The 24,674-nt window shown below is 36.8% G+C and carries 25 protein-coding genes, 1 other RNA gene and 3 pseudogenes; 3 read left to right on the top strand and 26 right to left on the bottom strand.

What is annotated here, in order from left to right:
• Positions 1-179: 179 nt before the first annotated feature.
• Positions 180-1,100 carry an HNH endonuclease gene (locus BI350_RS08085; RefSeq protein WP_155767499.1) on the bottom strand — a complete coding sequence of 307 codons (921 nt, stop codon included), beginning with the start codon at positions 1,098-1,100 and terminating at the stop codon, positions 180-182.
• A gap of 266 nt (positions 1,101-1,366) precedes the next feature.
• Between BI350_RS08085 and BI350_RS08080 the strand changes: the two genes are divergently transcribed.
• Positions 1,367-2,137 (top strand): hypothetical protein, encoded by a 771-nt coding sequence (locus BI350_RS08080; RefSeq protein WP_075527624.1) that lies wholly within the window; start codon positions 1,367-1,369, stop codon positions 2,135-2,137.
• Positions 2,138-2,269: 132 nt separating this feature from the next.
• On the opposite strand, the gene ssrS is transcribed toward BI350_RS08080, so the two are convergent.
• From ssrS to BI350_RS08050, 6 genes and pseudogenes are all read right to left on the bottom strand, one after another.
• Positions 2,270-2,465, bottom strand: a non-coding RNA gene (gene ssrS / locus BI350_RS08075) — 6S RNA.
• Positions 2,466-2,566: 101 nt separating this feature from the next.
• Positions 2,567-3,397, bottom strand: coding sequence for a carbohydrate ABC transporter permease (locus BI350_RS08070; RefSeq protein ID WP_245698315.1), 831 nt, complete (start codon positions 3,395-3,397; stop codon positions 2,567-2,569).
• 13 nt (positions 3,398-3,410) lie between these two features.
• On the bottom strand, positions 3,411-4,328 hold the full coding sequence (locus BI350_RS08065) for a carbohydrate ABC transporter permease (protein ID WP_075527623.1): 918 nt from the start codon (positions 4,326-4,328) through the stop codon (positions 3,411-3,413).
• Positions 4,329-4,423: 95 nt separating this feature from the next.
• Positions 4,424-5,719, bottom strand: a complete 1,296-nt coding sequence (locus BI350_RS08060) for an extracellular solute-binding protein (protein WP_075529304.1) — start codon at positions 5,717-5,719, stop codon at positions 4,424-4,426.
• Positions 5,720-6,100: 381 nt separating this feature from the next.
• A complete protein-coding gene (locus BI350_RS08055) occupies positions 6,101-7,696 on the bottom strand; it encodes a glutathione ABC transporter substrate-binding protein (protein ID WP_075527622.1) in 1,596 nt (531 codons plus the stop codon).
• 397 nt (positions 7,697-8,093) lie between these two features.
• Positions 8,094-8,617, bottom strand: a pseudogene (locus BI350_RS08050) (dicarboxylate/amino acid:cation symporter).
• On the opposite strand from BI350_RS08050, the gene BI350_RS16660 reads away from it, so the two are divergent.
• A complete protein-coding gene (locus tag BI350_RS16660; protein WP_082295007.1) occupies positions 8,612-8,869 on the top strand; it encodes a cation:dicarboxylate symporter family transporter in 258 nt (85 codons plus the stop codon). The pseudogene BI350_RS08050 and the gene BI350_RS16660 sit on opposite strands and share 6 nt — an antisense overlap.
• Here BI350_RS16660 and BI350_RS08045 read toward each other — a convergent pair.
• Positions 8,810-9,337 carry a dicarboxylate/amino acid:cation symporter gene (locus BI350_RS08045; protein WP_075527621.1) on the bottom strand — a complete coding sequence of 176 codons (528 nt, stop codon included), beginning with the start codon at positions 9,335-9,337 and terminating at the stop codon, positions 8,810-8,812. The genes BI350_RS16660 and BI350_RS08045 overlap by 60 nt on opposite strands.
• Before the next feature lie 78 nt (positions 9,338-9,415).
• Between BI350_RS08045 and BI350_RS08040 the strand changes: the two are divergent.
• Positions 9,416-9,931, top strand: a pseudogene (locus BI350_RS08040) (IS3 family transposase); the annotation flags it as partial.
• A 19-nt stretch (positions 9,932-9,950) separates the two neighbouring features.
• Here the strand turns inward: BI350_RS08040 and BI350_RS08035 are convergent.
• The 18 genes and pseudogenes from BI350_RS08035 to BI350_RS07960 all read right to left on the bottom strand — a co-directional run bounded on the left by BI350_RS08035 (position 9,951) and on the right by BI350_RS07960 (position 24,670).
• Positions 9,951-10,154, bottom strand: a complete 204-nt coding sequence (locus tag BI350_RS08035) for a hypothetical protein (protein WP_075527620.1) — start codon at positions 10,152-10,154, stop codon at positions 9,951-9,953.
• Between the two features lie 546 nt (positions 10,155-10,700).
• Positions 10,701-11,864, bottom strand: a complete 1,164-nt coding sequence (locus tag BI350_RS17370) for a glucose 1-dehydrogenase (protein ID WP_342672216.1) — start codon at positions 11,862-11,864, stop codon at positions 10,701-10,703.
• A gap of 324 nt (positions 11,865-12,188) precedes the next feature.
• Positions 12,189-12,575, bottom strand: a complete 387-nt coding sequence (locus BI350_RS08025) for a cupin domain-containing protein (RefSeq protein WP_075527619.1) — start codon at positions 12,573-12,575, stop codon at positions 12,189-12,191.
• 391 nt (positions 12,576-12,966) lie between these two features.
• Complete coding sequence (locus BI350_RS08020) at positions 12,967-13,173, bottom strand: hypothetical protein (RefSeq protein WP_075527618.1); 207 nt, start codon at positions 13,171-13,173, stop codon at positions 12,967-12,969.
• A gap of 6 nt (positions 13,174-13,179) precedes the next feature.
• Entirely contained in the window at positions 13,180-13,482 is a 303-nt protein-coding gene (locus BI350_RS08015) for an FCD domain-containing protein (protein WP_075527617.1), read from the bottom strand.
• Between the two features lie 237 nt (positions 13,483-13,719).
• A complete protein-coding gene (locus BI350_RS08010) occupies positions 13,720-14,406 on the bottom strand; it encodes an EthD domain-containing protein (protein WP_075527616.1) in 687 nt (228 codons plus the stop codon).
• An 18-nt stretch (positions 14,407-14,424) separates the two neighbouring features.
• Positions 14,425-14,880: a carboxymuconolactone decarboxylase family protein gene (locus BI350_RS08005; RefSeq protein WP_075527615.1), complete on the bottom strand. Its 456-nt coding sequence runs from the start codon at positions 14,878-14,880 to the stop codon at positions 14,425-14,427.
• 125 nt (positions 14,881-15,005) lie between these two features.
• On the bottom strand, positions 15,006-16,025 hold the full coding sequence (gene namA, locus BI350_RS08000) for an NADPH dehydrogenase NamA (RefSeq protein WP_245698331.1): 1,020 nt from the start codon (positions 16,023-16,025) through the stop codon (positions 15,006-15,008).
• A gap of 103 nt (positions 16,026-16,128) precedes the next feature.
• Entirely contained in the window at positions 16,129-17,442 is a 1,314-nt protein-coding gene (locus BI350_RS07995) for a TRAP transporter large permease (protein WP_075527613.1), read from the bottom strand.
• A complete protein-coding gene (locus BI350_RS07990) occupies positions 17,442-17,948 on the bottom strand; it encodes a TRAP transporter small permease subunit (protein ID WP_075527612.1) in 507 nt (168 codons plus the stop codon). Before BI350_RS07990 ends, BI350_RS07995 begins: the two co-directional genes overlap by 1 nt.
• A gap of 78 nt (positions 17,949-18,026) precedes the next feature.
• Positions 18,027-19,154, bottom strand: coding sequence for a TRAP transporter substrate-binding protein DctP (gene dctP / locus BI350_RS07985; RefSeq protein ID WP_075527611.1), 1,128 nt, complete (start codon positions 19,152-19,154; stop codon positions 18,027-18,029).
• Between the two features lie 74 nt (positions 19,155-19,228).
• Positions 19,229-19,666 (bottom strand): MaoC/PaaZ C-terminal domain-containing protein, encoded by a 438-nt coding sequence (locus BI350_RS07980; protein WP_211117181.1) that lies wholly within the window; start codon positions 19,664-19,666, stop codon positions 19,229-19,231.
• Between the two features lie 346 nt (positions 19,667-20,012).
• Positions 20,013-20,783 (bottom strand): SDR family NAD(P)-dependent oxidoreductase, encoded by a 771-nt coding sequence (locus BI350_RS07975; RefSeq protein WP_075527610.1) that lies wholly within the window; start codon positions 20,781-20,783, stop codon positions 20,013-20,015.
• 201 nt (positions 20,784-20,984) lie between these two features.
• The gene (locus tag BI350_RS07970; protein ID WP_082295004.1) at positions 20,985-21,776 is read right to left on the bottom strand and encodes an enoyl-CoA hydratase/isomerase family protein; all 792 of its coding nucleotides are present in this window, start codon (positions 21,774-21,776) and stop codon (positions 20,985-20,987) included.
• Positions 21,777-22,015: 239 nt separating this feature from the next.
• On the bottom strand, positions 22,016-22,126 hold the full coding sequence (locus BI350_RS17365; protein WP_342672215.1) for a hypothetical protein: 111 nt from the start codon (positions 22,124-22,126) through the stop codon (positions 22,016-22,018).
• 67 nt (positions 22,127-22,193) lie between these two features.
• A pseudogene (locus BI350_RS17360) lies at positions 22,194-22,673 on the bottom strand (biotin carboxylase N-terminal domain-containing protein); the annotation flags it as partial.
• A 39-nt stretch (positions 22,674-22,712) separates the two neighbouring features.
• A complete protein-coding gene (locus BI350_RS07965; RefSeq protein ID WP_155767572.1) occupies positions 22,713-22,925 on the bottom strand; it encodes an acetyl-CoA carboxylase biotin carboxyl carrier protein subunit in 213 nt (70 codons plus the stop codon).
• A 23-nt stretch (positions 22,926-22,948) separates the two neighbouring features.
• Entirely contained in the window at positions 22,949-24,670 is a 1,722-nt protein-coding gene (locus tag BI350_RS07960) for a class I adenylate-forming enzyme family protein (protein ID WP_075527609.1), read from the bottom strand.
• Between the last annotated feature and the right edge of the window lie 4 nt (positions 24,671-24,674).

Below are 24,674 nucleotides of genomic sequence, written 5' to 3'. Positions count from 1 at the left end.
CAGATTTCAAAGTATGCATTTAAGGATTTATTTCCCGGGAAACGCAAGTAAAGAGTAGCATCTATCGTAGATGCTACTCTTTTTTTAGTTCAACAGAAATATTCATAATCGATTCAGCAAAAAACTTCCTTCAAAAACCTTCCGGACCGTTTTGAAGGGTTTTACAACTTATATCGCCTCTAGCTTCTAAACAAATGTCTTTTATGCCACTTCAAATATTTCTTATGATTCTCTTGCCGGGCAATCTTCACTTTTTTATGTAAATCGTACTTCTCATAATCCTCTTCAGACAATTGCGATGAAATATGGAGTCTCCCCTGTCCATCGAAAGCAATCAATCCATTTTCATAAAGAGCTGCATGATTTGCACAAAGTAATAATCCGTTGTACGGATCTACCCTTTCCACATCAGAACTGTCCTTCCACGGTTTTGATCGAACAGCCTTCAGCAATTCAGGTAAATCAATCCCGCACAGAACACATTGATAAGCCCATAACAGCATTAAGTCCTTACAGAAACTTTGTTGACTTTTACGGATTTTGGTTCTCATTCGTGACTCAGCAGTATGTAATAGCGGAAGCAACATATCTCTTTCAACCGGAACAACTGGACTCATGGCGAATTCTAATTGTTCATCTTCGACTTCAGTAATGTTGGCGTCTGCAATTATTCCCAGCAGCTTAACAGACAATTTTTCATTGCAAGGATACAGATAACCTTGATTGCCATGGCCATTTAGTTGAAATGGCGAATACCTAATCGGCAAAAGCGGACGGATTGCATCAAAATTCGACTGAATATGAATCGGTACGTTAAGCTCATGATATTCTAGCTCAACATAGTATCCTTTTTCATCTTGCTGTTCTACATGCTCGTCAATCGATGGTCTATCAGCAATTTTACAACTTTCTTTTGCAACACTGACCGCCAAAATACGCCCATTCACATAATGAAAGACCAAGTCCCCTTTTTTCACTTCAGTTAAACGTTGCCATGAATGAGAAGGCATACCACTACGATCTTTTTTAGCAGCCCAGATAAAACCCAATTCTTTTTCTTCGTTATAAGTGTGCCCTTGCATAACAAGAAAACTTTTCAAAATTAGAACACTCCCTATATAGTCGTTCGATGTGCCTTCTCTTTATCATAACGATTTCTCGGTTTAGTTGCACTTTATTGAGATTGGGTAAGGTGCTGGATGGATACGGTGCCAGTCACCCAAACAAACATAACAAACTTAACAAACATGAATATCGCGTTATTCATGTTTGTTCTTATTATTGAGACGATTGAATTTCAGTAGCTGTAACAGATTCTCATTCCCCTATGTATAATGCTAATAACAAAATACGAGGGGGAATTGCCATGAAAACATGTTTTACATGCAACAAAAGATTCCGCAGAGAACCGTTTCGCATTCATTCGGACAAAGGGTCCTTTTGTTCAATAGATTGCTTACCGGAAGGAATATTGGACGAACCTTACGCATTCACCTATGCCAATCTGATGGAACAATATATCAATTTGACAAGCCATTCAGGAGAATTTAAAGATATTACCGAACGCGATGAGCAATTAGATAAAATCGATCTTTTGGTAGCACAATGTGAGGAGTACGTATTCGGTGATGAAGGGGTCTTTTTTTACCAAGATGAACTTCGCAGACTCTATGATATAGTTGAAACGTTATACCAATCCGTCGCCAACCACTTTCTCGATGTGGAAAATTACATATATTTAGATGGACTTTACGTGTTGTGGGACCATATGCCGAAAGATATAGCACTCGGATTAGAGTCAATCTTAAAGAATATCTTGGATGAACAACAATGGAAACCGTTCATCAGTTATAACGAGTCGCTCGATGCGATGTCCGAAGATCTTAACATCATTATCTTTCCGGAAAATGACTATATGGATAAACTAGAATTGGAACATTTATATGAAACTGGTATTCACTATCTACAAAATGCATGGGACGGACTGGAAGAAGAAATTCACGAGTGCTTCTTTTATATTCAAATGGCCATTTGCCCGATCTGTACATGGCCGGAGCCCTTCGAGGACTTTGGGATTAATGAAGACTTCCAAGCTTATGTTTGTAGCGGCTTTTGTGCTACTAAAACGAGGCGTTAGTTTTTGAAGTATACCTGTACAACAAGTCTTTATGTTTATTTAACCAGTTGTGAATCCGAAAAAGGAAATAAAAAAACATCCTTCAAATTCCGAATCCGAATTTGAAGGATGTTTGTTAGATTTTCATATTATGTAGAAGCCGCCTTTGCCGTACGTCATTAGAAAGTTTTAAACCACCACTCCTCAAAGTGGGTGTTCGCAGAAACTTGCCTGTTTGTCCTCGTTGTTAGTGAAAAGAACGTGGCTTGCCATTTCAGTTTCAATTTAAAACTCCCTTTTACAGCATAAAGGTTAAAACTTAATAGTGGTACGAACAATGCAGCTTGTATTCATTATTTTACACCCCAAGCTCACTTTTATCAATGGAAATACCTTCCGACCAGGCAATACAACACCTCTGATTTTTGTGAGTTTCAATGGTTTCGTCAATCACCCTTTCGTTCCGCTAAGTGCGATTCCTTCAACAATTTGTCTTTGGAAAATTAAAAAGACAATGATCATCGGAATGACCGTTAACGAACTCATCGCCATAATCGTATTCCATTGAATTCCCCCAGCATCTGAAGTTCCATACATCGCAATTCCAACAGGTAAGGTTCTCATTGCAGCCGTATTAGTTACGATGACTGGCCATAAATAGGCGTTCCAATTCCCTAAAAATGTAATAATTGCGAGTGCAGATATGGCGGGCTTTACTTGTGGCATCGCAATTTTTAGCCAAATTTTAAATTCACCCATGCCATCTATTCTCGCTGCATCTAAAATGTCTTCCGGTACCGAAAGCATAAACTGTCTCATTAAAAAGATGCCAAACGCTTCCATCAATCCCGGGAAGATTAATCCCCAATACGTATCAACCCACTGGAAATCACTGCTAAATACATACCACGGAATAATTAACATTTCCGTTGGGATCATCATCGTACTTAAAATAATTAAGAAAATTAATTTTGCGCCCGTAAACCGGAATTTTGCTAATGTATACCCAATTAACGAGCAGAAAATTATATTACTAATCGTTACGACAATGGCGACGATAAAACTATTTAAATACCATCGGGTAAAATCAGTTTTCTCGAAAACGTACTGATACCCTGAAAAATCGAGCGACTTTGGCCAAAATGAAAAAGAGTAAAAATCCGCCGTACTTTTGACAGACGATAAAATCATCCAGACAAAAGGAAAGGATACCGCTACAATTCCTATAATCAAGAGAATATTGACAATCACTTTAGCAATGCTAAATTTTTTCGTTTTCACATGATTTCACCCCTCACAATTTATAATTTTTGTTAAATGTTCGGAATTGAATTAACGTAACAATTAAAATCAAAATAAAAAGGAATACCGTACTCGCTGCCGCATAGTGTAAATTATATTGTCGGAAACCTTCGTTATACATGTAAACGACAACACTCATCGTACTGTTTAAAGGACCGCCCAATCCGCCGCCGGAACTCCCCCCCGTTAAATTGGCAATCTGTGTGAAGGTTTGTAGCGTTTGGATCACCCCAATAATCGCTAAAAACACAATTGTTGGATTCAACATAGGGAAAGTAATATGCCAGAATGTCTGCCATTTAGTTGCCCCATCAATATCAGCTGCTTCATAATACTGTCTTGGGATGACTTGTAAGCCTGCGGTAAATAACAGCATACAAAAACCCATCATCTGCCAAATAATGACCACACTAATGGAAATTAGCGCAGTAGATGGACTTCCTAACCATTCTTGTGTGGGTAAATGCAACTTCACTAAGATTTCATTCAAGATTCCTGAGTTAGGATCGTATAATAATCGCCAAACCCAACTAATGGCCACGATTGACGTCATATACGGTAAAAAGAAAACAATTCGATAAAACCACTTCAACTTCCCGCCCATTCTTTCAATCGCTAGCGCTAACATTAACCCAAATAACATTTGTAACGGCACAACAATTATAACGTAAAGAATTGTATTTTTAACAGACTTCCAAAACACTTCATCCTGAATTAATTTATGATAGTTCGCAAGCGTAAACACGGATGAGCTGCTCGTTGTAAATGACATCAAAAAGGCTTGAAATGCGGGAATGATTCGGATTGCTAGGTAAAATAAAACGGGTATGAATAAAAACGAATAAGCAATCAATGCCTTTTTTGTTTGTAGACTGAACGTTCTTTTTGCTGTCGTTTCCTTACTTTTCAAGCCATCCCCCTCCTAAAACAGGAGCTGTCAGAAAGTCATTGTCTCTGCCAGCTCCATATAATTTCCTTCTTCGTACTTTTTAAAATTGCACGACCTTATTGTCTATCAAAGAATTCATCCCGTACTTCCTGAATTTTTGTTACGATTTCATCAAATGTCTCATCATAATCTGCATTTTCCAAACGAATTTTATCTACACCATCGATAATGATTTGTCGCTCTTTATCTTCATTTACAAAAAATGTCGCATGCGCATAGTCCAATCCTTCAATAAACGGTCCGTAAGTTGGGTTATTCACAAGCTCTTCATCCGCGATTAACGCTTTCGATGCAGGTAACTCCCCAACATTTTCTAACCAATCTTTTTGGACATCCTCTTGGATTAAATACGCAAGGAACCTTTCACTCGCCTCTAACTTTTTACCCTCTACCCCTTTTGCAATGGCATTCGTCCAATAAGATGCATAGTTTGACTGTAAACCGCCTTCTTCAAGTACAGGCAATGTCGTAACGCCCCAGTCAAAACTTGCATTTTGAATATCTCCAACTGCAAATGAACCATCCACAATCATCCCCGCAATGCCTGCAAGGAAAGCTTCCCGGTACGTATTACCTACGTCTGGATCCCCGACTTTATGCACCATTGTCATATCCAGCCAATATTTAAATGCGTCATATCCTTCTTGCTTTTCATTCCACAATACTTTTGACGCATCTTCACTGTAAGGCTCTACGCCATATTGACGTAACAACACTTGTTGGAATTCATGTAATCCTTGCCCTGCCGCATTCCAGCCAAACCCTTCTTTTTTGTAACGGCCATCATCCGTCATTTCAGTCATTGCTTTTGCATTTTCAATTAATTCATCCCAAGTTTTCGGTGGGCTTTCCGGATCCAATCCCGCTTCTTTGTACATATCTTTATTCCAAAATAAAGCCAATGAACGCACGGCGACAGGTAATGTATAATACTGGCCATCCAATTCATACGGTTGAATCATATCCACATAGTAATCTGAAATCTCCTCTTTACTCATAAACTCTTCGCGGATGGGTTGAATATAATCCATATCCACATATTTTGAAATCCATCCATTATAAATATTCAAAATATCCGGACCATCTCCAGCTTCAACTGCCGCAAAAATTTTATTTTGATATTGATCATATGGAAAATCTTGCGCAACGACTTTAATATCCGGATTATCTTTTTCAAAATTAGCTATGATTTTATCAATTTGCTCAACTTTGGTTGGGAATGTGTACTGCCAATACGTAATCTCGGTTACATCTGAATCGCCTTTACTCTCTTTAGGCTCCTTACTTGAACAAGCTACTAATAAAATCGATCCAATGAACAAAGTGAATAGCATCGCGAATACTTTTTTCATTTTGTCATCCTTTCTTTTATTAAATTTTGTATCCGTGTAAATCCAAATGATTTGAAGCGTCATGTACAGCATTGAGCCAATCTTTCGGCACCGGATGTCGTCTCGGAGTATCGCGCTTCATTTTCCACAATTCCCCTTCATTGATTGTATTCCTTCATTCCTAATTTCATGCGGAATAAAAAAGGTACTAAGTTCCGAAACAACTCGAAATTGTGTATTAACCAAATAACTAAACATGAAAAAGCAGACATCCCACCATCACGGATGTCTGCTTCTTCTGCTTATATTATTCTATAATCAGATACTCAATCAACACATAACTGCGAAACTAACAAGCAAACTTTCAATCATCAAATTACAATCTAACTGATATCGACAGCTTTACTTATGCATGTCTCGCAAGAAAAAGATACTGCTTGGATATTGCCAAAAATCTTTAACGTCATTATGCAAGCCAGCTAATAATTCGGAGTGATACAAATAAGCAACTGGCGCTTCTTCAGCTAATAAATTTTGTGCTTGTTCATAGAGTTCTAGCCTCTTTTGTTCATCGCCTTCTTCTCTCGCTGCTTGAAGAACTTCATCTATTGCATCATTTTTTAAAAACGATCGGTTCCCAGAATAACCTGCATTCGAGGAGTGGAACATCGGATATAAGCCATAATCCGCATCTAACGTAACTGTTCCCCATGCACCGATAAACATTTCTGTATTTCCCTCTCCAGCCGCCTCCAAAAAGGCGCCGGTTTCCACAATTTCGACATCTACTTCAATGCCAATATTTTTCAACTCTGCCTGTAAAAACACTGCTAGATCAGCATAGGCACTTGTTTCATACGTTAGCAACGTCGTTTTAAAACCATCTTCATAACCCGCTTCTTTCATTAATGCCTTTGCTTTCTCCACGTCATAGCCGAGTGTATCAATCGAATCTGAATACCCATAAACTGTCGGCGCTAGTGGTCCGATAGCAGGTAAAGCCCTACCCTCCAATAAGCCATCAATTAAATTTTCTCTATTAATCGCCATCGAAATCGCTTGACGTACTTCTTTCTTATTAAATGGCTCAACTTCTGTATTAAAACCTAAATAAGTTAGATTAGAACTTTTAGATTGTTGAACATGGGCTGAATCTGTTTCGTCAATCAGTGCGACATCTACAGGACTTACTGGATAAATTAAATCCGCTCCTCCTGTTTCTAACTCTGCGATTCTTGTAAATGCTTCAGGGACTGTTTTAAATGTGATGGACGCTGATTTTGCTTTTTCTGTATCCCAATATTTTTCATTTTTAACAACTTTAATTGCATCACCATGCTCACGTGATTCAAATTTAAAAGGTCCTGTCCCGACCGGTGCCTCATTTACCGTTGCAAATGGTTCTCCACCATTTTTAATGGCTTCGTTATCTGCATCAATCGATTTTTTACTAATCATGCTACCTCCCGGATGCGCCAAATGCGCAGGGAGAGATGCAAATGGAAACTCTGTCTTGATATGAACCGTATAGGTATCAATCACTTCTACTTCTTCAATCATGTCGTATAAAAAGCTAAGAGGTGAAGCAATTTCTGGATCTCTTACCCGGTCCAAATTCGCCTTTACAACTTCAGCATCAAGTATAGACCCATCATGAAATTCTACACCTTCACGGATTTTTGCTTCCCAAACCGTATCACTAATTTGTTCTAAGCTTTCCGCAAGTCCAGGTGTCATCGTTAAATCTTTATCCAAATAAACAAGTTTGTCATACATCGTACTCATTACATATAAAGATATACCGTCATTTGCGCCGTGCGGATCCAATGAATTTGGATCAGAGCCAAGCATAATGGTTAAATCACTTGCCTCCGATGTGTTGTCGTCACTTTGCTCATCTGCCGAATTGTTGTCATTCTCATCAGATGAATTACTGCAAGCGACCATCATAATTGCAAGAATACTAACTAAAAAACCAAATAAAATTCTCTTTCTCATTCTATTTCCTCCTAAAGTAAATTAAACCTATTGAATAAGTAGGTTTTAAATTCAAAAAAATTCCTACTACCAAGTATTGTAACTGAAATTTTAATAATTTGCTACATGCGATTAATATAAAGCATGGTTTATTTAGGACAATTCGAAAAAGGTACCTGGTTCCAATACAATTCGTAATTGTGTTAGAACAGGGCACCAAGAATGTACAAATTTGTATAACTATCAAATGACCAAATAACGATAAATTAAGCTTACAATTCCATCGCCTACAAGTACTATGCCCAAACATAAAAGGTGTACCCAATTATTTTGGTACACCTTTTTGCTCTTTAATTTGGTAGGAAAAATCTTGGGTGGGATACCTAACCTTCTCCCTTTGTTTCTTCATTCATAAAAATTACTTTATATGTCCCAATTCATTTTTCTGTACCTTATTCAAATCATCCACCCATAACTCATCTTCTGTAGCTGCAACGACAACAGCCGCCGAAGCGTCTCCCAAAATGTTAACGGTCGTTCTAAACATATCAAGTATACGATCAATACCAGCAATTAAAGCAATGCCTTCTAATGGCATATTGACCGAACTTAATACCATTGCAAGCATGATTACACCTGCACCCGGTACCCCAGCGCACCAATCGATGCCAACACGGCTGTCAAAACAATAGTTAGTAATTGTAAAAACGATAATTCCATTCCGTAAAATTGGGCTATGAATACAACAGCCACACCTTGATAGATTGCTGTTCCGTCCATATTAATTGTTGCGCCAAGTGGGAGCACGAAGCTACTAATTTTCCTTGACACCCCTAAGTTTTCTTCGGTATTTTTCAATGTAACCGGTAATGTACCTGCACTACTACAAGTACTAAAAGCAACTACGCTAGCCGGTTTGAAGGCTTTGCCGAGATTATGTATAAAATAACTGAAATCGTTATGCGGTTTGCACCCATTGGTATTTTAGGGCTAGTAGCGCCAGTGGTGAGTGAATATGGAGTGGCTGTATTAATGCCACTTTTAAAGGTAATTTTAGCCGTCGCAATTGCGTGCATTATCCATGTACTATTTATTTATTCCATAGCAGTTAAAAAGTTCGCCAAGTTGAACCCATTAAAATTTTTTAAAGGAATGGCAAAAATCATAGACAGGCCTTGCTTGTTTCCCAACTAGTGTAATCGCTAAACCAATAAAAATAGCAAAGAAGATATTCTGTAAAATATTACCTGATGCAAGTGCTGTGAAAGGGTTCTCGGGGATTATATTCAGCAAAGTAGCAATAACCCCTTCCGTTTCATTTACCTGCGTCGATGCTTCAGGTAAACTAACATTTACACCCTTACCAGGTGAAACTAGATACGCAAATACTAACCCAATAATAACGGCAATTCCGCTTGTCACTAAATAATAAGTCATTGTCTTTATTCCGATTCGACCTAATTGTTTCGGATCCCCTGTACTTACAACACCCACAACTAATGAAGCCAAGATAAGAGGTGCTATTATAAATTTAATTAAACGTAAAAACAAATCGCCTAGTGGCTTTATTACATCGATGGAAGGCCGGAAAATAACGCCCAAAGGAATAGCAATTGCAAAAGCAATAAAAATCTGTGCCAATAAATTCCCTTTAATTCTCATTTATGTCTCTCCTTTCCAACAATATGTAGACGTTTACAATCCTGGGTTAAATATATTAATAAATGCTCCCTCTCACCCCCTATCCCACTAAATCGGGCATTCAATCAAGACGAGCCAGGAAAAGTATTTAACTGATATTACTAATTTACCTTACCGTAATGGGCAAACAGCTTATTTATCTTGTACCAAAGATGTAGTAACCAGGGAAATCGTCGCTGATGAACTATCGACTAGCTTGAAAATGGGATTGGTGTATCTCACATTAGATAAATTAGAAGAGGCATTGGACGGAAATATTCAGCCAGAGGCAATGATCCATTCCGATCAAGGTGTCCAGTACACACATCCAGAATATCAAGAACGCGTTAAGAAAAAAGGCTTATTTCAGTCGATGTCACGCCGAGGAAACTGTTTGGATAACACGCTCCAATGGAGTCTTTCTTTGGGCATTTTAAAGATGAAGAAGCATGTAATTTACGTGAATTAAAGGAAATGATAGACGAATACATAGAGCATTATAATACAACGCGCAAACAATGGGATTTTAAAAAAATGACTCCGGCACAATACCGAAGTCACCTAATTGCAGCCTAGATTGTAAAAGTCCTTTTTATTAAACTGTCCGTAAATAATGGTTCAGTTCATGTTCGGCGGTATAATGCTTTTTCCCTAAGACAATAATAGATGTTTTAACAGATGCATATGGCATAAACGTTGTATCAAGAAGGCTGTAAACTGTTTTAAATGTGTGAACTTTCCTACCCCCCCCTACATCAGCATGGTGAGGAGAATTTAAAACACTGTCATCAATCACCATAGCAATTATTCCACGCGACTTTATAATTTCAATATTTCTTTCAAAAACAATATACTTCTTCTTGAACTTTTATTACCTAAAGAATATTGATTTAATATTTCTAATGTAGATATCTCCAATCCAAGTGGTGGATTTGTAATAATATCGAAATAATTATTTGGTAGCTGAGTAGATGTCTATTTCGCAAGACCTTATGACTCTTATGAAAGAAGTTCTAACAAATGACATTTTGGCCTTCTTAGACACTACATCCCCAAAGGAAAAGCAATTTCAAGTTATCCTAGAGAGACCATAAAACATATTTGTCAGATGCTCAACAATCTGCCGAGAATGATTATAAACTATCAACAGCAAGCTGTTTTTTTGAATAAAAAATAGCAAAATCGGCTTAATATCCTCATACCAAAGTCAAGGTCAAAACCAACTTTCAAGGGTGGGGGAAAAACGTGCACTTTAATAAATACACTGAATTTTATCTAAGTGACTAACTAAATATTGTAATTTGGGTCTCTTTTATATAGTAAATAAACACAAATAGAAACTGATTTATTGGGCTGTATATCCCCCGTCAATTACCAACTCGCTACCAGTTACGTATTTTGATTCATCTGAGGCTAAATATAAAGCCCCGTAAGCTACATCTTCCGGTTTTCCTATTTCCGGCCATGGTATTTTGTTTTTCATAGGGTGACCTTCTTTCGTAGCAATACTATTGGACATTGGTGTTTCTATCACACCTGGATGGATAGAGTTAACTCTTATGAAACTCTTACTTAAATCAATTGCTGCTGCTTTACTCATTAACTTCACTGCGCCTTTTGTAGCATGATAAGCAAAAGCCCCCTCACTTCCAACCAATCCAAAAATAGATGAAATGTTGATAATCGATCCACCACCAGACTTCTTCATTATTGGAGTAACACTTTTCATGCCAAGAAAAGTACCTTGCGTATTAATAGTATGCATGAAGTTAAAGTCCTCCAAGGTAATTACTTCTAACCCTTGTCTATTAATTATTCCAGCATTATTTATAAGAATATCTACTTCACCAAATTTTTTATCGATTGCTTTCATTACTTGTTGCCATTCTTCCTCCGAAGAAACATCATGTTTCATAGCTAATGCTTCGTACCCCAAATCATTCATTTTATTTTCAGTAGCATATAGAGTTTCACTATTTATATCCGTTATAATGACGTTTGCCCCATGTTCCGCAAATAAGAGTGCCTCAGCTTTTCCTAAACCACTCCCTGCACCGGTAATTAAGGCCACTTTATTTTCTAGTCGCTTCAATAAGTTTCCTCCTATCGTAAAACACTTATGAATAAGTAAGTATTGCTTAAATGCGTTTTTATGTCGTCTTCTAACGAGACGTCCATTTTGGTTCTCTCTTTTCTTTAAATTTTCTTCAATCGTTCTGTTCGTGTTCTTAATTGAGAACTTTTCACTCGCTATGACACTAAGAACACCCTCTACATCAAATTTCCCTGTCGCCTGGGCTCTTTCAATGCCTTTCGAATTTAAATAAACACATTGATACTCAATACCTGGTTCTCTCTTAAATCCTTCTGCAATTAACTCGGCATCAGCCATTTGAGGGACCCATTTATGACTAATAAATGAAGTTACCTCGATGACTGGTAAATTACATTCAGATAACATATCGATTAATTTAATCTTATCTTCCGTAGAAACCGGTGTCTTTTCAATTTGAATTCCTTCTCGTGGTCCTACCTCACGTATTACTTTTTTTAGGAAATGCCATCTTCTATCCCTCCCTAACTTCTCTTGAAACCGTTACCATTCTCACTCAAATAAATCCTTTCATTTTACTATATATTTATATTTGTTCTGGATTTTTTATATTAACAACAATGTTCCCAGGATTTCGAGCTGTTAAAAACTCTACGATCTCCGTTTTACTCATATTGCGTTCGATATGAGGGATGAAGGGCGGAACATGTACAAAGTCATCTATTTTTAGTTCTGTAAAGTCTGAATAACTTTCACCATGCAATATACGAGTTGTACCGCTTATAATAAAACCACCTGTTTCAGCTTCTCCATGATGATGTGCCCCTGAGTCCATTCCAACTTCACCGGTAACACATTCATCCATATTTTATTTGATTGAATACCAATTCTTCGCGGCATATTCTTTGTTTGATTAGTTGATTCATCTAACTCTGTAGCCCTTACAACTTTCGCTTGATTATTACCTGCTTCTTCAATCGGGTTACTATCTTCATATTTTATTTGAAAGGAAGAAGCCATAAACGTAACAAATACTAGATTCTCAGACTGATTATTGTTTTCAAAACTAAATATAAAAAAGGGAGGGATATAAATAAAGTCTCCCTTGTCAGGTTCTACGCTTTCCTGCATATTTCCATGAACGACTTTAGCCTTTCCTTCTAACACATAATGAACAGTTTCTGAACCCTTATATGTTGTGAAAGTGATTTGGTATTAGGCTTCACTTTAATCATTCCCATCCAAATCTCCTCTTCATCTACAGCCGTATTCCATGTTATAAATTGATTTTCTTGAGATTCTTTTAGCGTTAACTCGTTCATTTTGTTAGACCGATACGAATATCATCCTTTTTTTCATTTAACATAAGTTCACCTCATGTATCAGCATTGTTCTAGGAACATTCAGTCAATTTCAGCGATCTCTATCCATCTTGTTATTACACTACTTTGTTTTTTTCTGCCTATTTCACTTATGATAACTTCAACCTCATCTCCAGCGTTCAATAGTATAGGAGGTTCACGTTTAAAGCCAACACCTTAAGGCTTCCCCGTGAGAATTACATCCCCAGCAGTAATTCACAACTGTTAAGTGGTACTTTATTAGAGCCGTTGGCTAATGCTCTTTTCAGCTCTGCCTCTCCATCGGCTCCAGCATTAATAATAGATAACATATCAGGAAACGTATCATTTAAATCTATTATGGTATCTTCTTCAACGATCCCCACGCTTATATGGTCCTTTTTTAAATAAGATACTAATTTCATTGAATATCAGCTTTCCTTATGTTTAAAGATCAAACTTTCTGCTAGCAAACTATCTTTTTTTAGTAAAGCTTCACAAATCTCATCATGTTCTGAGATGGATTGTTGAATGTGTTCATCATTGCTTTTATATACAGAAGGATAGTGGTTAGAATTGCTCCAAAGATCTTCGATTGTGTTTATTAATAATTTATTATTACATTTGTTATAAATCCCAATGTGGAAATCAATATTTAGTTTCTCGAACGTTTCATATTCCTGTTGTTGAAAAGCTTCTTTACTTTCATTTATAATCTTTTGAATGTGTTTCACTGCTGTTAAATCGCCTTGCCAAGTGGCTAATGGCTAATCTTTCTCCCAATTCATAATCACTCTCATAAATTTCTTTTTTTAATATTGCATAGTTCATTTTTTTCGTTTGATAATGCATATCATTTTGCACCGCCTATACCTATCTTATTCCCATACTATATATAGGGAAATTCATCAGGCTATTGACCAATAACTTCCTGAAGTTTATTTGTAATATTCTATTTTACTCTTTTAACGTTATTTTATCTTATGGGTTTTCACTAAAAATGTTGTAATTTCTTCCAAAAAGGATTCCGAATGCTCCATTGTTTTCCTACCTTCTGGTGAGTGAAATGCTTTTTCTATACATCCCTTACTATCAAACCAAAATTCCACGATGCCATCAATTGGGATATCTTCATAGTTCGCTTTTTTTCCTCTTAGTTCTCGGTCAATTATTACATTTTGAATGTATCCCTTAATCCCAGGCATTGTCTTCACTAATTCTCCATGAACATTCTCCCATTGGTGTTGAAATTCTTCGACATCTATATCAAAACGACGTTTTAGTAATGTCATTCTTTTAACATACTTTTCATCATCTTCAGGAGGTGGGACGACGATATTTTGTCTTGCTACGATGATTGGTACGTTTTGTAGAAATTTACTTTCATCTTCTTTTAGTACATGTAATGCATCCGCATTAAAACAATTTTCCATTGCCTTGACATCATCAAACCACAGTTCCGAAAACCCATCTACAACTTGGGAAGATCGCGGGTAACTAATTCCACGTTGCTCCCTATCAACAATATGATTTTGATGATACTTACGTAGACAATCAAAATCTCTCACTAATGGCCCATGAATATTTAGCCAATAATCGTTAAATTCCTCTTCAGTCATACTATTGCTTTTTTCTAAAATCCCCATTCTTGTAATCATTTTAATTCCCTCCAAGATTCAATTATTTTGTTCAGCAACATCCATCGCGATATTAAACCATCCACCACTATTCTTTTGCCCAATTTGAAATAATAAAGCAATAATCTCCTTAGCAGAAAAATGTTCTTTCACTTTTGAAAATAATTGATCTGTTAAAATTCCATGATAGGCCATTACTTCATCAACTAATTGAAGAGCTGCTTCTTCTTTTAGTGTCAAATCAATTGACTGTTCCTTTCGAAGTGCAACATTTCTTTTGTTTGCATCCAATTTATTTAATTCAATACTTTTACAAAATTTACAATCATTGTTTGCGGCTACCCGCAATCGTGTCAACTCCAAAATATTTGGTTTAAGCACATTCCCCAACGCTTTTTCCATTTGTAAATAGGCGGATAAAATCTCTGGTGTTTCCGATACAATTTTTTGAAGGGGTGTAGGGGCATCATGATCCACATATGGTAATCTAGTCATTTACAAACTCCTTCCACTTAAAAACTTAATTGCAAGGTGTTTCATACTAGTCTGGACAAGCCAATATATTGAATTATTTTTTCATTCATACAACTAATAATAATGTTGCATGCAATAACAAAAGTTTATACTGGTTCTTTACCTGGGTACCATCTTTCATTAACAGATCCATAATTATTAGGCAAAATTTCATTCCATGCCCTTCTATATTGAGCAGGGGGTTCTAATGAAATACCAAGCTTTGCGGCAGCTCGAAGTGGCCAATAAGGATCGCGCAGAAATTCTCTTGCCAAGAAAACTAAATCAGCTCTATTATTTTTTACAATCTCTTCCGCTTGTAAGGCATCCGTAATCAATCCAACAGCACCGGTAGGCACATCTGCATACTTTTTAATCTTTTCAGCTAATGGAACTTGGTAACCAGGAAAAACGTCAATTTTTGCTGGAACTACTGCTCCTGAGCTACAATCAATCAAATCTACACCCAACGTTTTCATTTGTTCTGAGAAATATACAAAGTCATCCATTGTATTTCCTTCAGGATGGTATTCATCTGCAGAGATTCGAACGAATAGCCCTTGATCCCAAACGGAACGTACTTCTTTAATAATTTCCTTTAAAAACCGGAATCGATTTTCTCGACTTCCCCCGTATTCATCTGTTCTCTTGTTAGACAAAGGCGATAAAAATTGATTAATTAAATATCCATGCGCACCATGTAGTTCTATTACATCAAACCCCGCTTCCTTTGACCTAATGGTAGCTTGCTTAAATTCCTCAATCGTATCTTTTATCATCTCTACTGTCATTTCAATTGGCATTTTCATATCATCTTGAAACGGAAGTGGTGAGGGACCAATGATACTTCCATCAACAAGAGCTTTTCTTCCTGCATGTGCAAGTTGAACCGCAATTTTAGAATCACTATCATGCACGGCATCTACAATTGTCCGTAAACCTGGCACAAATTTATCATCCCATATACCTATATCATGCATTTTAATTCTTCCATTCGGGTTTACAGCCGTTGACTCGATCATAACCAAACCAACTCCCCCCATCGCTCTACTCGCATAATGCACTTGATGCCAATTAGAAGTGTATCCATCTGCACCAAAACTAGCATTCATACACATTGGCGACATCACCACTCTGTTTTTCAGTACAGTGCCCCGTATTTCATATGGTGTAAACAATAAACTCAATGTAATAATCCCCTTTCCAATGATTGTACGGTATTTTTGCTACTTAAAAAACACTTGGGAACCACAATACTAGACCTGGGAAAACCGTTATTATAACCAAGACTAATAAAATAATAGCTACAAAAGGTACAATTCCTCGGTATATTACACCTAATGAAATTGAATCTCCTACCACTCCTTTAATATAAAACAATGCATGACCAAAAGGTGGTGTTAAAAAAGAAGATTGTAGCATCACTGATATTACTATTACAATCCAAACCATATTGAAGTCATAGCTTTCTAATAATGGTAGAAAGATTGGGAAAGTAATCATCACAATGGCTACCCAATCCAAAAACATTCCTAATACGAAAATAAAAATCATCATGACAATGTAAACACCCCATTTTCCAAAACCAAAGGAGTTTACGATATTTTGAAATAACTTATCTCCGTTTAATGCCATGAAAATGGAAGCAAATGCAGTTGCTCCTACCATTATTATTAAAACCATTGCAGTCGTTTTAGCAGTTTCATAAACAGAGTCACTTAACATTTTAAAACTGAACTTCCGATACGCAATTGTCATCAGTAAAGCTACGAATGCCCCGACTCCAGCTGCTTCAGTTGGAGTCGCTACCCCTGTATAAATCGTTCCGAGTACGGCAACGATTAATATTAATGGAGGAATAAGGTTTACCAAACTACCAGTAATTCTTTTTTTCAATGGCATAGCGGCTAATTCTTCTTCTGTCATAGCCGGTCCCATTTCGGGATTCTTCCAACAAAGAACAAGCACATACACACAATAACTGAAGGCTAATATCAATCCTGGCACCAAGGCTGCCTTGAATAAGTCTCCAACAGAAACTTGTGCTTGGGCTCCCATTACAACTAACATAATACTTGGGGGAATTAATATACCTAAAGTTCCTCCTGCCGCAATAACTCCGGTTGATAACCTTTCATCATATCCATACTTCAACAAGACAGGAAGTCCCAATACCCCCATCGTTACTATTGATGCACCAACGACACCTGTGGTAGCCGCTAAAATTGTCGAAACTACAATGACGGCAAATGCTAAACCTCCTTGTAACCTCCCTAATAAATAACGCAAAGACTCGAATAATCCTTCGGCGATTCTGGAAGAGGCTAATAAGTTTGCCATCAAAGTGAACATTGCAATGGCAACTAACGTGAAGTTACCCATAACTGAGTTAATATTGTTAGTAAAAATTTTAATTGCTTGAGGACCCCAGCCTAATAAACCAAAAATAGTTGCTAATCCCCCCAATACAAAGGCTATTGGATGTCCTGTAGCTAGACCTATAACTAAACTAATAAATAACATTACAACCATTATCTCTTCCATTAAGTATTTTCACCTTCTTTCATCAAGATCATTATTCGTTTCAGTACTTCCGACCCCCCTTGTAAAGCAAGTAATAAAAATGCTATTGGTATAACAGTTTTCGTCAAATACAAAGGAGCCCCGAATAATGTTGAAGATTTCTCTTGAATGGACCACGAAAATATTGCTTGATCATAACTGACAAAAAGTACAGTAATCACGAATGGAAAAAATAACATTAGATAAGTCGCTATGTCTAATATAGCTTTCATTTTAGGTGAGAAACGCTCATATAATATATCAACCGAAACTAAACTTTTATGGAGGAGTGCATAACCAGCAACAATCATAAAGTGGAACCCATAAATCATAGTAATTACTTCGTATCCCCAAATTGTTGGTGAATTAAGTAATCTTCGACTAACCACTTCAAATACAATAACGAGTGTTAGTGCAAGGACGGACCACGCACCAATGCGCCCTACCCATAAGTTGATTGCATCAATGCCATTCGTAATCTTTTTCATAGCCTTCACCTTCCCTTCTCTTTGTAAAAAGTTAGACTAGATAAAAGGTTCTTTAATCTAGTCTAACTTTTTTTCCTATCACCTTTTAAACAGGTCTGAATTCACACCAAAGCCCCAGGGTTTTTGCATTTCACGGTATTCTGCATAATCACTCATAAACTCACTTTGACTATCTAATACTTTAGCAAAATCTTTATTTTCTACAGCAAGTTCATCCAACACATCTCCAATTATGCCCTGTACTTTTTCTAGATCTTCCTCTGGATAAAAATTAACTTCAATCCCTGCTTTAGCCATCTCTGCAGATGCTTCTGCATCCATATATAATTCCTTAAACGTTGTTTCAAACATTGTTGTTTTTGAAGCTACCTCAATAACGTTTTTTAAATGGTCAGGTAATGTCTCCCATGCATCTTTGTTAATCATAACTCCTGTTACAGATGCAGTTTGATGCCAACCAGGCGCTGCTACATAGTCAGTTACTTCGTGGAAATTCATCGCTCTATCCCCAGCAGGTCCTGCGAATTCCAATCCATCGATTACTCCTCTTTGTACCGCTTCATATAACTCGTGTGCTGGCACATTCATAGGATTTCCGCCTAATTTTTGTAAAACTCTTTCTTGTACTGTACCAACAAAACGAATATTTTTACCTTTTAAATCTTCCAAGCTTCTGATTGGTTCATTTGTACGAATTCCAGATTCATTTGAAGGGGCATTATATGGGAAATAAACTAGATTATATTGCCCATATATCTCGTTGTATACATCACGACCGCCGCCTTGCTCTATCCACATAATATAATCGAAAGCTGTTAATCCCGTTTGAGTTCCTAACAAACTAAATGCAGTGTTCCTTCCTGACCAAGTCCCCGGCCAATCTCCACCTATTTCAATCGTTCCTTCACTCACTGTATCAAGAAGTTGTCCAGCATCAGATAATACACCTACAGGATGAAGTTCCAATTCCATCTGACCATTTGATAACGCTTCAACCAACTCTTTGAATCTTTTATCTCTCTCATATTGGATTGAACCCTCAGCATAAATAGTAGAGTACTTCCATGTAAACTTTTTATTAGAGGTTTCTGAGGCACTACCTTCGGAACTCGCACTTTGGGTTTCCGCTTCCTTTTCCAAACAAGCAGTTAGAGTTAACAAAACTATTAATGCCGAACTCAGTAAAGTAATCAACCTTTTATTCATCAATTCCCAGCTCCTCACTTTTGATTAATGCATTAATCATGACAGACTTCTCACACAATTTTTGTCTCCATTAGTTATGTACGTCTTAGCATAAGAAGTACAATAACCCCCTCTGAAACTACCTCTTCTTTTTGATTATATACATAAATTTTTCTAGTCAGTACGCCCCTATCTGGTTTAGAAGTATCTTTTTTTTCGTGTACAACGAACTTACCGAAAATAGTATCCCCTGCAATAACTCCTCTTTGAAACTTCCAATTAATCTCTAGTAAACCTAACGTAGAACCGTTTACATTCCCCATCATGGATTGTAAACCTGTTATTACAGATACAGATAATAATCCATGCGCCACTCTTGTTTTATATGGTGTCTTACTTGCAAACACTTCATCAATGTGCAATGGATTAAAGTCCCCTGACAAACCTGCGAACTGTACAATATCAGTTTCAGTAATAGTTCTTCTAGGTGTAAAAATTTCATCGCCAATTTCAAAATCATCAAAGAACAACACGATTAATAGCACCTCCTTCCTGCTTTAGCAAAATCACTTCTCAAAGATTTTATTTAAAGGAGAGTAATTAAACTAATTCTACAAGATAATGTTTTCACCATATAAAAGTAGGATATATGGAGTATTATACGTAACGTTAGTCAATTCAAAACATTTTGTCAATGACTATTTAAATTTAATTTTACCAATTGTATGAATACCACTTAAAACAACCTTTTAGAAAAGGGTAGAGCTTATTTTATCTACTATTAGGTAAGTGCCCTGCCTTATTTTTCGTCTTAATAATCTACTTAATATTTTTGGATATGACCTCATTCAAGAACAAGAACTATGAACTTCATAATTCCTAACTCGTAGCACCCATTCCACCATCCACCCGGTATGATGATCCTGTAATATATTCACTGTCATCTGAAGCTAAAAACAATACCAAGTCTGCAATGTTTTTTGAATTTGCATAGTACCCAAGAGGTATTTTCCTTGAAATTTTCTTTTCTACTTGACTCTCATATTCTTTATTAATGCTTTGATGCACAGTTTTCATCATATTTCCATAAACCGGGGCCGGGTGTATCGAGTTAACCCTTATATTATTTTCTGCCACCTCTAAAGAGGCTGTTTTAGTTAACCCAACAACTCCATGCTTTGAAGCCGAATATGGTGCCATATTAGGACTGCCTCTCAATCCATCAACTGAAGATGTATTAATAATACTTCCACGTTTTTGTTTTTTCATTACTGGAATAACATATTTCATGCCTAGAAAGACCGCTGTAGTATTGACCGAAAGCACTTTATTAAAATTCTCTAATGACTGTTGATGAATAGGTCCCATTTCACCAATGATTCCTGCATTATTAAATAAAATATCAACTGATCCAAATTTTTCTAACGTTTGATTAACATAATTTTCAACGTCTTCTTCGTCAGATACATTTGCTTCTACAACGAGAACATTTTCATATTCCAATTTCATTTTTACTTCTTCTAACGTAGAGCCATCTATATCGACTAGTGACACCTTTGCTCCTTCATTCAAAAAAACTTCTGCCACTTTTCTTCCTATACTACCTGCAGCGCCCGTAATGATTGCCACTTTTCCTTCAAGTTTCCCCATGCCCTCTCTCCCTTATATACTTCCGTAGTTTTTATAAGTATTATTCGGTTAAAGTTCCAATTATTTCTTTTTGAATTTCGTCTGTCCCCCCCAATTCGCATTAGTCGGGAATCACGCCATTCCCGTGAAATATATCGAAATTTACGATCTCTACTTATTTCTATATAAATATTTAGGTATACTCACCATAGGTTGTTTAGTTTAACGTCCTGACCAAACCGGATCCCTTTTTCCCTTATATGCGTTCATGCCTTCGCTGTAGTCTTCAGTTCTGCTTAGTAAGACTACTTGATCTCGCAAATAGCTTAATGAACTTTCATATTCCATAGCTTGAATCATATACATTGCTTCTCTTCCATGATTAAGAGCTATAGGATTTTTTGTTGCCAATTTCTCAGCTATATTATTGATTTCTTCTTCAAAGTTTTCAGCTGAAAAGACATCGTTAACCAAGCCTATCTCTTTAGCTTTTTCCGCTTTTATACGATCACCGGTATACATTAACTCAAAAGTTTTTTGGTAACCGATGGTATTCGCCAAGGGAGCGCTAATCATCATTCCCCATAAACCTACGTTTATTTCTGGCACTCCAAATTGAGCGGATTCTTTAGCATAGACTAGATCGCATGAAACAGCCAAACCCAATCCTCCTGCTAAAGCATAACCATTAACCGCAGCAATAACAGGTTTTTTTAATCTTCGTAAAGCTAGTAAGCAATCTCTATATTTAGTAACATGTCTTTTAAATTCGACTACACTATCACTACTATTATCATCCATGCCTCCAAGATCCGCACCAGAACAAAAAGACTTTTCACCTGCTCCTGTTAATATAATAACCCTCACTTCTGAATCTTTCGATAACTCATCACAAACTTGTACGAACTCGTGCATCATTTCTCCCGAAAGTGCATTATGAACCTTGGGCCGATTTAATCTTAAGGTTGCTACTCCATTATGTTTTTCCAGAACAATCATGTTATTTTCAGCCATAAGAACACTCCTTTGTTTAATACTTTTGATACGTATATATCAATAACGTTGGAAACACTTTGGCCCCCAAACTTACATACATCCCAACATGCTCTACGTCACTGTTTTACATGGATCAAGTTATCTTGAATAAAATTTGTTGTCGTATTTCCATTTTTAAATTCTGGATGAGATATATTTTTTCAACATAGGAATATTAGATTTTATTCCTTCAATCTCATAATCATCTAGCGCAGAGATTAATTCTCAATTACTTTATCACGACTTTTTCCTTTTTCAATTAATTTTCCAATCATAGGATCATAAAAAAGGGTTACTTCTGATCCTTCTTCTACCAATTCATGACGAATATTTTCATCAGATGGGATTGCTAACTTTGTGATAGTCCCTGGAGAGGGATAAAAGTATATGGGTACAAGCGGATGCTTTTAACATAATTGGATAGCCAATTTATTCGCGGTCGCTTCAGCCTGCTCTAAATTTAATAAATGCGTGCCATCCCCCGGAACAATTGGAACTCCTGCGGCCTCCATTGCCCTTCTCGCCCCTATTTTTCCTCCCATTTTTGTAATCACATCCGTGGATGGTCCTATAAAAAAGATTCCATTACTTATACACGTTTCGGAAAACCGGGGTTTTCGGATAGTAATCCGTATCCTGGATGAATTTCTTCAGCTTCCGCTTCTTTTGCTATTTCAATTATTTTATCGACATTCAAGTAGCTTTCATTTACACGCGGGCCACCAACCAATAGTTTTCATCAGCCATTTTGACATATTAAGCCGCTGTATCAGCATCTGAGTAAATTGCAACAGTTTTTATCCCCATAGATTGACAAGTTCAAATAATTCTAGATGCAATCTCACCACGGTTAGCAATTAGGATTTTATTAAACAAAAACCTCATCATTTCTACTTCAAAATTTTGAATAGAGTATTATTCCAGTTTCAAAAGGACATCCCCATCATTTACAAAATCCCCCTCATTTACGATAACCTCTGCAACTTCTCCGTCGTTTTTAGCTGTAATGGGTATTTCCATTTTCATTGATTCCAAAATAATAACCTCTTGTCCAGAACTAACTTTATCCCCCTTGTTTACAACAATTTTCCATACATTTCCCGCCATATTTGTTAACACGTCTATTATAATCACCTCATTAAGCTAGTAAATTACGATTGAACCTTTTCTTCTTCATTCATATATAATTCTTTCAACTTAAACTTTTGTAACTTCCCAGTAGCCGTCAATGGGAGTTCATCATGTTGAATAAATTTAAAATACTTTGGAACTTTGAATCTAGCTAAATAATTTGAAGCGTATTCAAAGATTTCCTGTTCATCCAATGACTCTCCTGGCTCAAGTACAATCCAGGCCATTCCTACTTCACCCATTATTGTGTCAGGCACACCAATAACGTAAGCTTGATTAATTTTATTGTGACTAGTTAACACATCTTCAATTTCTTTAGGCGCTACATTCTCCGCGCCAATTCGATAAATTTCTTTAATTCTGCCTGTTAAGGAGATATAGCCATTTTCATCGATTATGGCAAGGTCCCCTGTTTTTAACCACCCGTTACTATCTATTGAGTTTGCTGTTTCTTCGGGCTTTTTATAATACCCTCTAGTGACCAATGGACCTCTGCAAACCAATTCGCCTTCTGTTCCGTGAACTTCATCCTGACCTGTATCTATATTCCTTACTTTGAACTGTATATTTTTTCCATCCAACTCATCTAATCCGATATGACCGCCTGGAATAATGCGCCCTACATACTTCGCGACACGTGAAATTTCATCGTTTGGATCGGTTTGTAAAATTCCAGCTGCGCACTCTGTCATGCCATAACCAGTAATTAGTTCTTTCAAGCCTAATTCTGTCTTTAGGTCATGCCATATCTTTTGGGACACTTCCGAACCAGCACAATACATCGCTTGCAAACTAGACAGATCACGCGGATTTTTACGCTGTTCTTCGAGTAGTCTTAAGCCGATTGTTGGTACACAGAGAATATCACTCGCCTCATGGACTTCCATTAACTCCAATGATTGCGATTCATTAAAATCAACTTGAAGAATGATTGCTCCACCAACCATACTTGCGGCAATAATGCCCTCAATGTAAGCAAAGCAATGATATAATGGAATGGGAACAAAGATTTTTCTTCCTTCTTGATAACCCCGATTAATACAACTGCCTAGTGCACTGCGCCATACCATATCATGTGTTACGAGGACGCCTTTTGGTAAAGAGGTGGTTCCAGATGTATACATAATATCGGTCACATCGCTTACTTTGGGCTTCTTCAGATAACTTAGCGTTTCTTCTGCTTGGCTTATTTCTGTCGAAAATAATAAATCATAAAAAGCTGTCGTACCCGGGTATTTTTTCCCTTCCGGCGAAAAAACAATGATTTCTTTTAAATTCGGAAACGCCTTTGAACTTTTCCCCTCAAATACTTCCGGACACAATTCCTTCAATATTGAGACAAAATTTATATTATTCCACACATCTAGCGTAATAATATAAGAAGAATCGGATTGGCTTATTAAGTAGTTTAGTTCCTCTTTTTTCAAACGGTAATTTAGTGGAACTGCAATACCTCCTGCTGCCGATACTCCATATTTCGAAACGACAAATTCTGGATGATTCGGGAGAATTAATGCAACATGTTCATTACGTTTTAATTCCAGTTTGATTAACCCTGCGGCAAATTGTTTACTTTTGTCGCTTATATCTGCATATGTCCACGTTTTTTGCAGACCAATTATATAATCATTATCTTTATATTGTTCAGCCATCCGAAAGAAAAATTCATGTACGGGTTTCGGTGTCCATTCTTTGCTTTTTTCCTCAAATATATTTCTTCTATTTTCAAGAGAACTTGTCATTAAC

It is taken from the genome of Sporosarcina ureilytica, assembly GCF_001753205.1.
GTDB lineage: Bacteria > Bacillota > Bacilli > Bacillales_A > Planococcaceae > Sporosarcina > Sporosarcina ureilytica.
Note: the sequence above shows the minus strand (reverse complement) of the source record. Positions and strands in the feature narration are given on the sequence as shown.

Coding starts and splice junctions, on each gene's coding strand:
- BI350_RS08080 (WP_075527624.1), top strand. CDS start 1,367: ATGAAAACATGTTTTACATGCAACAAAAGATTCCGCAGAGAACCGTTT.
- BI350_RS08060 (WP_075529304.1), bottom strand. CDS start 5,719: ATGAAAAAAGTATTCGCGATGCTATTCACTTTGTTCATTGGATCGATT.
- BI350_RS08055 (WP_075527622.1), bottom strand. CDS start 7,696: ATGAGAAAGAGAATTTTATTTGGTTTTTTAGTTAGTATTCTTGCAATT.
- BI350_RS16660 (WP_082295007.1), top strand. CDS start 8,612: ATGTATAAAATAACTGAAATCGTTATGCGGTTTGCACCCATTGGTATT.
- BI350_RS08045 (WP_075527621.1), bottom strand. CDS start 9,337: ATGAGAATTAAAGGGAATTTATTGGCACAGATTTTTATTGCTTTTGCA.
- BI350_RS08035 (WP_075527620.1), bottom strand. CDS start 10,154: ATGGTGATTGATGACAGTGTTTTAAATTCTCCTCACCATGCTGATGTA.
- BI350_RS08020 (WP_075527618.1), bottom strand. CDS start 13,173: ATGAAATTAGTATCTTATTTAAAAAAGGACCATATAAGCGTGGGGATC.
- BI350_RS08010 (WP_075527616.1), bottom strand. CDS start 14,406: ATGATTACAAGAATGGGGATTTTAGAAAAAAGCAATAGTATGACTGAA.
- BI350_RS08005 (WP_075527615.1), bottom strand. CDS start 14,880: ATGACTAGATTACCATATGTGGATCATGATGCCCCTACACCCCTTCAA.
- namA (WP_245698331.1), bottom strand. CDS start 16,025: ATGTCGCCAATGTGTATGAATGCTAGTTTTGGTGCAGATGGATACACT.
- BI350_RS07995 (WP_075527613.1), bottom strand. CDS start 17,442: ATGGAAGAGATAATGGTTGTAATGTTATTTATTAGTTTAGTTATAGGT.
- BI350_RS07990 (WP_075527612.1), bottom strand. CDS start 17,948: ATGAAAAAGATTACGAATGGCATTGATGCAATCAACTTATGGGTAGGG.
- dctP (WP_075527611.1), bottom strand. CDS start 19,154: ATGAATAAAAGGTTGATTACTTTACTGAGTTCGGCATTAATAGTTTTG.
- BI350_RS07975 (WP_075527610.1), bottom strand. CDS start 20,783: ATGGGGAAACTTGAAGGAAAAGTGGCAATCATTACGGGCGCTGCAGGT.
- BI350_RS07970 (WP_082295004.1), bottom strand. CDS start 21,776: ATGGCTGAAAATAACATGATTGTTCTGGAAAAACATAATGGAGTAGCA.
- BI350_RS07960 (WP_075527609.1), bottom strand. CDS start 24,670: ATGACAAGTTCTCTTGAAAATAGAAGAAATATATTTGAGGAAAAAAGC.